At 42.4% G+C, this 12,138-nt stretch carries 12 protein-coding genes and 1 riboswitch; of the genes, 7 read left to right on the top strand and 5 right to left on the bottom strand.

The genetic code is table 11. The features are described from left to right. Window positions 1-2: 2 nt before the first annotated feature. The 4 genes from modB to BA81_RS04855 all read right to left on the bottom strand — a co-directional run bounded on the left by modB (window position 3) and on the right by BA81_RS04855 (window position 4,022). Window positions 3-668, bottom strand: coding sequence for a molybdate ABC transporter permease subunit (gene modB, locus BA81_RS04870; RefSeq protein ID WP_034280906.1), 666 nt, complete (start codon window positions 666-668; stop codon window positions 3-5). Continuing rightward, a complete protein-coding gene (gene modA / locus BA81_RS04865) occupies window positions 668-1,447 on the bottom strand; it encodes a molybdate ABC transporter substrate-binding protein (protein WP_034280904.1) in 780 nt (259 codons plus the stop codon). The genes modB and modA overlap by 1 nt, the downstream gene beginning before the upstream one ends. 115 nt (window positions 1,448-1,562) lie before the next feature. Beyond that, window positions 1,563-3,413, bottom strand: a complete 1,851-nt coding sequence (locus tag BA81_RS04860; RefSeq protein WP_034280903.1) for an LTA synthase family protein — start codon at window positions 3,411-3,413, stop codon at window positions 1,563-1,565. A 123-nt stretch (window positions 3,414-3,536) separates the two neighbouring features. After that, the gene (locus tag BA81_RS04855) at window positions 3,537-4,022 is read right to left on the bottom strand and encodes a metal-dependent hydrolase (protein ID WP_034280902.1); all 486 of its coding nucleotides are present in this window, start codon (window positions 4,020-4,022) and stop codon (window positions 3,537-3,539) included. A gap of 171 nt (window positions 4,023-4,193) precedes the next feature. Here BA81_RS04855 and BA81_RS04850 point away from each other — a divergent pair, with 171 nt between their 5' ends. The 3 genes from BA81_RS04850 to BA81_RS04840 all read left to right on the top strand — a co-directional run bounded on the left by BA81_RS04850 (window position 4,194) and on the right by BA81_RS04840 (window position 6,887). After that, entirely contained in the window at window positions 4,194-4,622 is a 429-nt protein-coding gene (locus BA81_RS04850; protein WP_034280901.1) for a MarR family winged helix-turn-helix transcriptional regulator, read from the top strand. An 81-nt stretch (window positions 4,623-4,703) separates the two neighbouring features. Beyond that, window positions 4,704-4,847, top strand: coding sequence for a small acid-soluble spore protein SspJ (sspJ, locus tag BA81_RS04845; protein ID WP_034280900.1), 144 nt, complete (start codon window positions 4,704-4,706; stop codon window positions 4,845-4,847). 263 nt (window positions 4,848-5,110) lie between these two features. After that, window positions 5,111-5,289: riboswitch (Lysine riboswitch) on the top strand. A 191-nt stretch (window positions 5,290-5,480) separates the two neighbouring features. Continuing rightward, complete coding sequence (locus BA81_RS04840; protein ID WP_034280899.1) at window positions 5,481-6,887, top strand: amino acid permease; 1,407 nt, start codon at window positions 5,481-5,483, stop codon at window positions 6,885-6,887. A gap of 243 nt (window positions 6,888-7,130) precedes the next feature. Here the strand turns inward: BA81_RS04840 and BA81_RS04835 are convergent, their stop codons facing one another. Continuing rightward, complete coding sequence (locus BA81_RS04835) at window positions 7,131-8,069, bottom strand: iron-hydroxamate ABC transporter substrate-binding protein (protein ID WP_034280898.1); 939 nt, start codon at window positions 8,067-8,069, stop codon at window positions 7,131-7,133. A 259-nt stretch (window positions 8,070-8,328) separates the two neighbouring features. On the opposite strand from BA81_RS04835, the gene BA81_RS04830 reads away from it, so the two are divergent. The 4 genes from BA81_RS04830 to BA81_RS04815 all read left to right on the top strand — a co-directional run bounded on the left by BA81_RS04830 (window position 8,329) and on the right by BA81_RS04815 (window position 12,138). Continuing rightward, window positions 8,329-9,381: a FecCD family ABC transporter permease gene (locus BA81_RS04830; protein WP_034280897.1), complete on the top strand. Its 1,053-nt coding sequence runs from the start codon at window positions 8,329-8,331 to the stop codon at window positions 9,379-9,381. Beyond that, complete coding sequence (locus BA81_RS04825; RefSeq protein ID WP_034280896.1) at window positions 9,382-10,404, top strand: FecCD family ABC transporter permease; 1,023 nt, start codon at window positions 9,382-9,384, stop codon at window positions 10,402-10,404. It begins immediately after the preceding gene. A gap of 20 nt (window positions 10,405-10,424) precedes the next feature. Next, window positions 10,425-11,240: an ABC transporter ATP-binding protein gene (locus tag BA81_RS04820; protein WP_024423449.1), complete on the top strand. Its 816-nt coding sequence runs from the start codon at window positions 10,425-10,427 to the stop codon at window positions 11,238-11,240. A gap of 175 nt (window positions 11,241-11,415) precedes the next feature. After that, complete coding sequence (locus BA81_RS04815; protein WP_024423448.1) at window positions 11,416-12,138, top strand: response regulator transcription factor; 723 nt, start codon at window positions 11,416-11,418, stop codon at window positions 12,136-12,138.

Here is a 12,138-nt window from a genome sequence, read left to right as displayed (position 1 = left end):
TTTTACGTACTGCTTCGGCGCACAGCCAAGAGCATGATAAAAGATAAGATCACAATACAAATCGTCCAGGCCCAAGCGAGCTCCATTCGTCCAGAATCAATCGCTACATAGATAGCGGTTGGGAGAGTTTGCGTTTTTCCTGGGATGTTGCCGGCAAACATTAAGGTCGCCCCAAATTCTCCAAGGGCTCTGGCAAAGCTGAGGACGCTGCCTGACAAGAGGGAAGGCAGGGCAAGTGGTACTGTAATATAGGCAAAGACTTGGAATGAATGAGCACCATCTACTTTTGCAGCCCCTTCAATGTCTGACTCAATCGTAGAAAATCCAGCTTTTGCTGATTGATACATAAGCGGGAATGCCACAACCGTTGATGCAATTACCGCCGCCCACCATGTGAAAATGACCGGCTGGTGGAAGATCCATTCAATCGCGCCCCCGATCATGCTATGCCTTCCGAATATGACGAGCAATAAGAACCCTACAACCGTTGGCGGGAGGACAAGCGGCATCATCAGGAGTGTTTCTACGATCATTTTCCCTTTAAATGATGTTCGCGCCATCCAATAGCCAATCATTGTACCAAAAACAGTTGCCAGCAGCCCGCTCACAACGGCAACTTGCACGGACAGCCAGATGGGAGATAGAAATTCTTCAGTCAGCATGGGCATTATGTCACTTGAAAGCCGTACTTTTTAAAAATGGATTTGGCTGCTTTTGATTGAAGGAATTGAAAAAAGGACTTGGCTTCCTCTAAATGTTCTGTCCCTTTTACGATCCCTACTGGGTAAATGATCGGGGAATGCATGTCCTGTTTGGCTTCAGCCGCAATCTTTACTTTTTTGGAAACGAGGGCATCTGTCTTATACACAACACCTGCTTCCACATTTCCTGTTTCTACGTAGCTTAAAACCTGCCGTACATCCTTGCCGTACACAGTATTCTTTTTCACTTGATCCCAGATGTTCAGTTTTGTAAAAATCTCTTTGCCGTATGTACCAGCAGGAACGGATTCAGGTGTGCCAAGAGCAACCTTTCCTTTTATGTGCTCGACATCTTGAAAGCTTTTAATAGAGGAAGAGTGATCTTTTGGCACAATGAGTACAAGCTCATTTTGGATGGCATCCTTGATAAAATGTTGATCGATGTCTCCAGATTTCACAAGCTCATCAAAGGGCGCTTCAGCTGCAGAGAAAAAGAGATCCGCCTTTGCCCCTTGCGCAATTTGCTGCTTCAATGCGCCGGATGACCCGAAATTATTTGTTAATGTCACATTCGGATGCTCATCGTTAAAGGCAGATTCAATTTCTTTAAGTGCATCCTGAAGACTTGCCGCAGCTGAAATGACAAGCTCTGTTTTTTTGGTTGTTGTATCCGATGACTTCATCTCTGTTTGACACCCGCTCAGGAGCAAACAGATGGCGATGAAGGCGAAGAACGTATACTTCATGTTCACACCTCTTATTATTCAATATCATCTGTATCCTTTATTATAAGCAAACTTATTTGACCATTCATAGGCTTTCAGTAAAAAGAGAAAAGAAAAAGCCGCCAGAAGGCGGCTTTTATTGCTGATAAAAACGGAGCAAATTCCCATTGATCACTTTGTCTGATAAGGAAAGCTCTTTATTGGCTTTTTCGATATAAGGCTGACACACCTCATCCTGTTCAACAGGTTCTTTTGTTTTTTGATCATAGCAGGTGTTCTTTGTATAGAGATAATCATCTGTAATAAAGTTCCCGTTTCTCAAAACAGCAAAAGGCGTCCGTTCGTTTGAAAATAAATCATTGCCAAATTGAATGGCATCCTTCGTTTCAATACCGAGTAAGTGCAGGAGTGTCGGCTTCACGTCGATTTGCCCGGCTGTTTCAGAGATTGTCTGCGGTGCTTGATCTGTAACTCCCGGAATGTAAATCAAAAAGGGAACACGCTGCAATTTCACAGCATCATACGGTGTAATCTCATCTTTTTTGAGCAGCTCTGCCATTGCCTGATGATGTGCCTCGGAGATGCCATAGTGATCTCCCATGAGAACAAACATTGTATTGTCATACAGTCCTTCTTCTTTCATACGGTCAAAAAAGTTCTTAATGGCTTCATCCTGATAGCGGACGGTCGTCACATAGCGGTTTAAAATGGCGCTGGACGAATCATATTCATCAATCAATTGATCCTTTGGATCGATTTCAAATGGAAAGTGATTGGTCAAGGTAATGAACGTGCTGTAATAAGGCGCCTTCAACTTTTTTAAATAATCAATGGATTGGTCAAAGAAGTCGTTATCCTTTAAGCCCCAGCCAGTTGAATTCTGTTCATTGACCTGATACGAATCGACATCATAAAAGCGGTCAATCCCAAACGATTCATACATCACATCACGATTCCAAAACGTTTTATTATTCGCATGAAATTGGACGGATTGATAGTTCTCTTTTTTCAACTGCTTGTATAACGTGTCGTATTCGTTGTCACTAGCTGTGAAAAAGACAGCGCCGCTGCTAGATGGATAGAGGGAATTTGCGACAATAAACTCTGAATCTGACGTCTTTCCTTGCTCAGTCTGCTGATAAAATTCATCAAAATAAAAACTCTTTTTAGCGAGTTGATTTAAAAAGGGGGTGATGTATTGTCCATTCACCTTTTGATCAACGACAAATTGCTGGGTTGATTCGAGTGAAATGAACACAACGTTCTTGCCTTTAGCAAGTCCAAAATACTCTTCGTTTGGTGCACTGTAATCAGCCTTTGTGTAGTTTGCTACGGTTGAAAGTGTATCTTCATCTGCAAAGGCTTTTTGTCCAATACGCGCTGTTTGGGCAGCGCCGTCATACAAGTGGAACTGGAACAGCCCAAGGTTTCGAACAATCACTTCTCGATCATAAGAGCTTGTCAGAAAGCGAGGGTGATCCAGCATGGCTGAACTGACATGAAACAATAGAAAGCTGCAGCACACGGCATAATATGTTTTGATCGTCTTGAAGGAGGCTTTTGGCGCTAAAGGTTTGCGCTTTAACAGCCAAGCCAGCACCACGAAATCAATGAGCATCAGCAAGAACAGCGGGTGGAATAATTCTGTCATACTGCTGCCCATATCTCCCATGTTTTTCGCTTGGAATAATACAGGGATCGTAATGAAATCAATATAAAATCCATAAAAAATCGTATTCGATATGAGAATCGCCGTCAAAATCAAATTTGCGGTTAATAAAAAAACCTTTTGCTTCGTTTCATTTAAAAAAAGAGCAATCCCAAACAAGGGGAGCAAAAAGCTAAGTGGATTGATCAAAAGTAGCCATTCATGAAACAGATTGGCTGTTCGTATGTGAAATCCGAATTGATAAATGATGTATGTTTTCATCCACATGAAGAGGATGGAGTACACTAAAAACCAGTGATCTTTGAAAAACGCTTTCATTTATGTAGCTCCTCACCATTCTGTATTCAGCTGCAAGGCAAAAACACTTATCTTAAACCTACTAAAAAAATGAGGAATGATCAATTCATATCCTGTGTTTTTCGGAAATCTCTTTTTGATTCATTAGAATGGGATGGATATGCCGCAGATAACAGCGATGTAATAGCAGGTAACGACGGTAAGAGCAGCCAGTACGACTTGTTCTCCTGCGCTGCCTGTTTTGACATAGAAGGGAAGACGCACTTTAATGGAAGCTGGAAATAAAAATTTAATCCCGTTCACTGTTCCTGCATCCAGGATGAGATGACTTGCCATCCCGACTAGTAAACCGATACTTAGGCTGTCATTTGGAATGTATGTTGTCGCTAGAAAATAAATGATCAGCAAAAATAATAAACTGTGTGTAAACGTGCGATGACCGAACACACTGCTGATCAGTGCCGAGAGCAGCGGGAATTTTCTGCCGATTTTACTTTTTGTATGGCAAAGGTCAGGGATCAGGGCACCTGCTGATCCAGCGGCAGCCATTATCACTGGGTCGAATCCATAATAGTAGGCAACGGCTGTGGAGGCGGCAATTCCGCCCATGATGTGTGTTTTTCCTGTCATGATGCGTACTCCTGTTCTATCTTTAGTTCAAGTACTCACTATATCAAGGGTGGATTCATTCAGCAAGGCTTATTTCTAAAGAAAAAGAGGCCAAAAGGGTTGGCTGAATGGAAAAACATTCTATAATAAGGGGGAAGTCATGTTGATACTAACGATAAGGATGCGATTCGGATGGGTAATGCAGACATTTTAAAAGAAATTGTTCTTGTACATTATGAAGTCAGCCGTAAATTAAACCGCAAGTTACTTGAGTTAGAGAAAGACATCACGCCGCCGCAGATATATGCTCTTTCTATTTTGATACAAGGCAAAGTATCACATGCCGAAGAGCTGAAGCAAAGACTCTCATTAAACCCAGGTGCAGCCTCTATTGCGCTCAATAAATTATGTGAGCAGGGTTATATTCAGAGAGAACGGGACAAGGACGATTCATCACTTGTTCGTTTAGAAGTCACGGAAAAAGGGATGGCGATTTATGAAAAGCATACACGTCTTTTCGGAAAAGTGATTCAGCATATGATGTCAGACTTCACAAAGGAAGATTTAAAAACCTTTCTGTCGTACTTGCAAAAAATGAGACAGACCTTTCATGATGATTGAGCCTCTTCCCTTGAATAAGTCTGAGCGCTGTAGCACAAATTAAACAGGCAATCGCATTTTATGAAAAGGGAGGAAACAGCGATGTCATTTTTCCAAAAGGATAAAAAGGCGAAAAGTGAGAAAGACCATCAGCAGGTAGATCAGCTGTTAGAGGAAGCAAGTAAAGAGCTAGCAGGCGACCCGCTACAGGAAGCTGTACAAAAGAAGAAAAACAACCAACAATAAGCAGGTAAAGGGCAGAGAAACAGTTCTCTGCCTCAGCGCGCGGACAAACCCTCGCATTCGGTGTCAGGTCTGCAAAGGTTTTCTATCACGCTGAAAGAAGGAAGACAAAGAACTAAAATAAAGATTATTTTAGCCCTTTGTCAACAATCAGGGGCAGAGAAACACTTCTCTGCCTTTTTTCTATGTTTTTCCCTTTGACAGATGTGAGAATGTTTGATAACCTTCGTGTAGTAAAAATGAATAGAAATCCTCACGCTATGTCTCAGTGAGGTAGAGGTTGCGCGGATGATGAGTCACTCATAGGAGAGATGGAATCGTAGATCATGAGAAAAAAGGCATCAGCGCCGAAGTGTAAAGAGAGCTCCAACTTTCTTTATGCTGGGTCTGCATTGAATAAATGCAGGACTGCCACGTCTTTAAAGCGTGGAGGGCTATCCGGAGATCAAGGTGTATGTTTTGAAAAGCATGGACTTTTGTTCAGGCTTTTTTTTATGTTCTGAGTAACAAAAATAAGGGTATGCTGTGAATAAGTAATCCATGATGAACATAAAGAATGCAAGTCATTGCTTCACAAATATATCAATGAAGATACTGCCGGGTCTGGTCCAAAGTGAATAAAACGGAGGTACGGAAATGGAACAGACAAAAAAATGGGGTTTTTGGTTATTGACGGCCTTTGTCGTCGGAAATATGGTAGGTTCAGGCATCTTTATGCTGCCAAGTACGCTTGCCCAGCACGCCAGTCCTTTAGGTGTGACGATGGCATGGCTTGTCACAGGCGGCGGTGTGCTGATGATTGCGCTTGTATTTGGGCATTTGTCCATTCATAAGCCGCAGCTGACGGCTGGACCACAAAGTTATGCAAGGGCGCTTTTTAAAGATCCGAAAAAAGGGAAAGCGGCCGGTTTTACAATGGTTTGGGGATATTGGGTGGCAAGCTGGATTAGTAATGTCGCGATTATTACAAGCCTTGCTGGTTATTTAACGACTTTTTTCCCTATTCTCACCGTGAAGACTGAGGTTTTTACCTTTGGAAAAGAAGCGGTCACACTTGGCCAGCTCATGACGTTTATCGTATGTACCCTTCTTCTATGGGGAACACATACCATTTTAATCACAAGCTTAAGTGCTGCGAGTAAATTGAATTTTATTACGACCTTTTCGAAGGTGCTTGGATTTGTCCTTTTTATTGTTGCGGGATTATTTGCTTTTCAAACGGCATTATTTGAACATTATTACTTCCCGGTTGAAACAGGCGGGGAAGGAGTGCTCGGACTTGGAGGCCAAATTCATCATGCGGCTATTTCCACACTATGGGCATTTATTGGGATTGAATCAGCTGTCATTTTATCAGGAAGAGCATCCTCACAGCGTGATGTGAAACGTGCGACGATTACAGGTCTTTTAATCGCACTTTCGATCTACATGATTATCACATTGATTACAATGGGCGTTCTGCCGCATGATCAACTGCAAGGCTCTGACAAACCATTCGTGGATGTGCTTCAGCTTATTATTGGGCCGGCTGGCGGAATTGTCATGGCACTGCTGGCGATTATTTGTTTGTTTGGTTCGATGCTTGGCTGGATTTTACTTGGTTCAGAAGTACCGTATCAAGCAGCAAAGGCTGGTGATTTTCCAGCAGTATTTGCAAAAACAAACAAAAAAGGAAGCCCTGCTTTCGCTTTGACTGTTACAAATATTATGTCACAGCTGTTTATCTTCTCTGTGATGTCACGTACGATTAATGAAGCTTTTACCTTTTTAACCACATCAGCGACACTTGCGTATCTTATTCCGTATATTGTGTCTTCCATCTACAGCTTTAAGGTCATCATGCAAGGTGACACATATGAGCTTCAAAAAGGAAATCGAACAAGAGACGGCATCATTGCACTTGTTGCGATGGGGTATTCGGCTTGGGTCATTATTTCAGGAACAGCCGACTTGAAAACTTTTGGTCTTGGAATCGGTCTATTCTTAGTTGGTATTTTGCTTTATCCATTCATGTCAAAAGGATTTGCCAAAGAAACGGTATAAGATAAGGAAGACGTTTCTCCATCTCTGGAGAAACGTTCAGCGTGTAGACAAACCCTCGCATTCGTTGTCAGGTCTGCGCTCCGGTGCTCACGAATGTTCAATTCGCTCCGCTCCGGTACTCGTCCTTCCTAGACTGCAAAGGTTTTCTATCACGCTGAAAAGAAGACAAAGGGCTAAAATAAAGCTCATTTTATCCCTTTGTCAATAATTTGGACGTTTCTCCATCTCTGGAGAAACGTTTTTTTATGACGCAGATGTCAATCGGTCCACAATGAACTCTAGCTGACCTTCTAGTGACACTGGGTCATTAAAGAAGTAACCGACTGGATCTATTTCAAATACACGTTTATTTTTGACGGCAGGAAGTGATGACCAAATGCTGCTTTGATAGACTTGGTCACCATTACTTTTTGAGCCGCTCCATGGACCTGTGAAAATATAGTCGCCTGCGAATTCTGGCAGCTTCTCAAGAGAAATGTTTGCATAGCCGACACCGCTGTCGATCGCTTCTTTTTTGACGACTTTCGGTGCTTTTAATTTCAGCTCGTCATAAATGATTTCTCCCCCGCGGCCAAAGGTGTTTCCAAAGATATAAATACCTTTATCAAATGGCGATACGATCGAAACCGTTTTGCTGCCGACAGCTTTTGTTACCTTTGGTTTCACCTCAGCAATTTTAGTATCCCATTTCTTGATCCATTCTGTTGCTTTTTTTGGTGTACCTGTCATTTTACCGAATTCTTTTAGCTGGTCTTTGAAGGAATATTGGTTGTATTTAACCGCTACAGTTGGGGCGATTTTTTTGTATTGATCAAACTTCTCGTCTTCTCCCCATGCAATAATCATATCTGGCTTCAAAGCGGCTACCTTTTCGACTGATGGGGTCCTTCCGAGATTCTTCACTCCATCTGTTTTCCCTTTATAAAAAGGGTTTTTAAAGATGGGTGATGTCGTAGCAACCGGCGTCTTGCCGAGTGTAACGAGGTCCCCGTAATAGCTTTCTGCAAGAAGCACTATTCGCTTCGGATTTTTCGGAAGCTTCACTTCTCCTTTGGCATCCTGATATGTGATCATGTCATTCTTTTTCGCTGCAGATTGTTTATTTGAAGTGCTGCCGCAAGCGGCTGTAAAGATCATAAGGATGGATAAAGAAATCAAAAGAACTCCAGTTCGTTTTTTCACAAAAATTCTCTCCTATTCACTTTTCCTTGATAATGATTCTCATTTTCAATTTTATCGTACCATGATAGGAATAAAAATGCATCGGCTAATTTAGAACCAAAAGAAAAATGATGAAATTCTCACAGTTTTTTGCGGAAAATAAAGAAATTTATCAGAACAGTGATTTCAAAAAGAAAAGAAAGTGATATACTAGACTTCGAGATTGATAATCATTATCACTAATAGAGAATAGACATGAACGGAAAGGAAGAGACTGGTTTTGGGCTCACAATCGAATAAACAGCTGCCAGCCAGAGATGATACGATCGATATTGTCACGAAGCCTTTTGGAACAGCAGCTGTTATCATCATAGGAATGATCGCTTTAGCATTTGGTCTTTTTTTATCAGTATCATTAGGAGCGGCAAACATTCATCTACAGACTGTATGGGAAGCCGTTTTTCATTTTGATTCACATCAAACTTCACATCAAATCATTCGGGAATTGAGGCTGCCGCGTACAGTTGGAGCTGCCCTCGTCGGTGCCTTTTTAGCCGTATCAGGTGCCATTATGCAAGGAATGACGAGAAACGCGCTTGCGTCACCTGAGATTATGGGTGTGACAAATGGTTCCGCATTTGCGATTGCCATTGCACTAGCATTTTTCCCTGGCCAATCTTCTTTTACATTAATTCTTTGGTCATTTGTTGGAGCCGCACTCGGTGCCTCTATTGTATTTGGTGTTGGTACTATGTCAAAAGGGGGGCTGACTCCTGTAAAGCTCGCACTAGCTGGTACAGCGGTTGGAGCACTTTTGAGCTCCATCTCCTCAGCCATTGCCATCCGTTTTGACGTCGCTCAAGATATGAGCTTTTGGTATGCTGGCGGAGTGGCAGGTGTGAATTGGAGTAACATTCATATCATCATTCCAGTTGCCATTGCAGGGCTAATCATTGCAATGATCCTTGCCCGTTCGATCACGGTTTTAAGCTTAGGTGAAGAACTGGCGAAAGGGCTTGGACAGTATACGAAAACGGTCAAGGTGCTTGGTATAGTGGTTGTTATTCTTTTAACGGGTGCTGCCGTGTCGGTAGCAGGCTCTATTGGTTTTATTGGGCTTGTGATCCCTCATGTCACTCGGTTCTTGGTCGGAGTGGACTATCGCTGGATTATCCCATGCTCCGCTATCTTAGGGGCCACATTGTTAATTTATGCAGACATTGCTGCAAGGCTGGTCAATGCTCCGTTTGAAACGCCAGTCGGTGCCATTACGGCGATTATAGGCGTTCCTTTCTTCTTATACTTAGCTAGACGTGAAAGGAGCGGGATTTAAATGGAAATGGTGCAGCAAGCAAAGAAAAAGAAATATCAACGAACGATGCTCATGATTTTTTTCGCGATCGTAGCTGTGTTTCTCATTAGTTTAAATACCGGAGAAATTCGGATCTCTCCGATGGATACATTGAAAACACTTTTTGGATTCGGAAGTGAAATGGATGAACTCGTATTATTCGAGTTCAGGCTTCCAAGAATGGTCATCGCTTTACTTGTCGGCGCTTCTATCGCTGTATCAGGAGCGATTTGGCAAGGTGTTTCTCAAAATGGTTTAGCTGACCCAGGTATTCTTGGTGTCAATGCCGGTGCAGGCTTTGCCGTTGTGCTATTTATCTTTGCATTTCAAGGCACGATGACAAATTTAGGTGATCTTACAATTTTTATACTGCCGCTTTTCGCGTTCGTAGGTGCAGGCTTTGCTGCATTTCTCATCTATGTGTTAGCGTGGAAAAAAGGCATCACACCTGTTCGATTGATTTTAACTGGTATTGGTGTGAATGCTGCGTTTTCAGCAGCAATTGTGGTCATCCAGTTGAAAATGAGCCCAAATGATTTTAACCAAGCTATCGTGTGGTTATCTGGAAGCATTTATGGCTCGAGCTGGACATATGTCCTATCTGTTCTGCCATGGATGCTGATTTTCCTTATATTAGCGCTTGTCAGATCACGCTACTTAAACATTATGAATTTAGGTGATCAGCTGTCCTATGGATTGGGCATTTCTGTTCATAAAGAAAGAAGTCTTCTCATGCTGATTGCCGTTGCATTAGCAGGTGCGAGTGTTGCTGTTGCAGGAAGTATCTCTTTCCTAGGATTAGCCGCACCGCACTTAGCTAGAAAGCTTGTTGGGCCAAAGCATCAAGGAATGATACCGGCCTCCGCGCTGATTGGCGCGCTGTTATTATTACTGGCAGATACAATTGGCCGCGTCATCCTTGCACCATCAGAAGTGCCAGTTGGCCTTGTCGTTTCTGCTTTAGGCGCACCTTACTTCATTTACTTATTGATGAAATCGAACTAATGAGGAAGGAGAGACAACATATGAAATCGCTCGAAACAGAAAAGCTTTGTATCGGTTATCAAGACCGTTTGATTGTAGAAGATTTGAATGTCAGCATCCCAAAAGGCAAGGTGACAACACTGATTGGACCGAATGGCTGCGGGAAATCAACCATTTTAAAAACGATGTCTCGTATTATGAAGTCCAATCGAGGAGCTGTTTACTTAAATGGCAAGGCTATCCATGAGACGCCGACAAAAGAAATTTCAAAACAAATGGCGATCTTACCGCAAACGCCGGAAGCACCAAGTGGATTGACAGTGTATGAGCTCGTGTCATATGGACGTTTCCCGCATCAAAATGGGTTTGGCCGTTTATCAAATGAAGATAAACGAATCATTAGGTGGGCACTTGAGGAAACGGGAATGATTGCTTTTCATGATCGGCCAATTGAAGCACTTTCCGGCGGACAGCGTCAGCGTGTATGGATTGCGATGGCACTTGCCCAGGAAACAGAGCTGCTCCTATTAGATGAACCTACGACGTATTTGGATCTTGCACATCAGCTCGAGATTCTTCAGCTGTTAGAACGCTTAAATAGAGAGCAGGGCCGAACTGTGTTGATGGTCATCCATGATTTGAATCATGCGGCGCGTTTTTCACATTACATGATTGCCCTCAATCAAGGGAAAGTCATAAAAGATGGTACGCCTCATGAGGTCATGACCAAAGATGTACTCAGTCGGGTATTCCATATTGATGCAGAAATTGTGCTTGATCCAAGAACGAATAAGCCGATCTGTTTAACCTATGACTTAATGAATCATGAACGAAAGCTAGAAGCTGTGAATGGATAATAGATGTAAAGGAACCCGGTGCAGCTGCCGGGTTTTTTTGCATGTTTGAAACTTCCTCGTGCTGCCATTTTCTCCAGTTGATATTTTTTCGCTTTTATGCGGAAAAGAGGTACTTTTTTACTTTAGACAATGGTAATATACGGTTAGAGATCATAGCTAGAAAGGAAAGAGATGCGTGGAAACAGCAAAAATATTGATTGCAGATGACGAAGAAGCAATTGTGAAAATGGTTGAACGCGTATTAAAAAAAGAAGGATTTAAGCATATTTATAAAGCCTACCATGCAGATGAAGCATTAGATATTGTCAAAAACGAGGACATCCACCTCTTACTTCTAGATGTAATGATGCCCGGTAAGTCTGGTTTTGACGTTCTGCCTGAAATCAGAAAGTTAACGAAAGTGCCTATTTTCTATTTAACTGCAAGAACTTCAGATGTCGATAAACTGACGGGCTTTGCACAGGGGGCAGATGATTACATCACAAAGCCATTTAACCCGCTTGAGCTAGTGGCTAGAATTAAGGCTCACCTAAACCGAACTTATATCTCCTTACAGGAGGAGCAAGAAGACACTCAAAGCCAATATCATTATGCCCATTTCTCCTATCATCCTCATGCAGCCGAATTGAAAGTAAGAGGAGAGGTGACGGCATGTTCTGCTCAGCTTCTTTCTTTGCTGAAGTACTTTTGTGACCATCCGAATGTGGTTCTCTCAAAAGATCAAATCTATGAGAAAGTATGGGGCGTACCATCATATGGTGATAACAACACTGTCATGGTTCATATTCGAAAGCTGAGGGAAAAGATTGAATTAGATCCGAGTCAGCCAGAATATATTGTGACGATCCGTGGTATGGGATATAAATTTATACCGCACCCTGCAAAGGTCCTTCAATAA

This window comes from Bacillus safensis FO-36b (assembly GCF_000691165.1).
GTDB lineage: Bacteria > Bacillota > Bacilli > Bacillales > Bacillaceae > Bacillus > Bacillus safensis.
The sequence above is the reverse complement of the archived record's forward strand: the minus strand, read 5'-3'. Positions and strand labels throughout refer to the sequence as shown.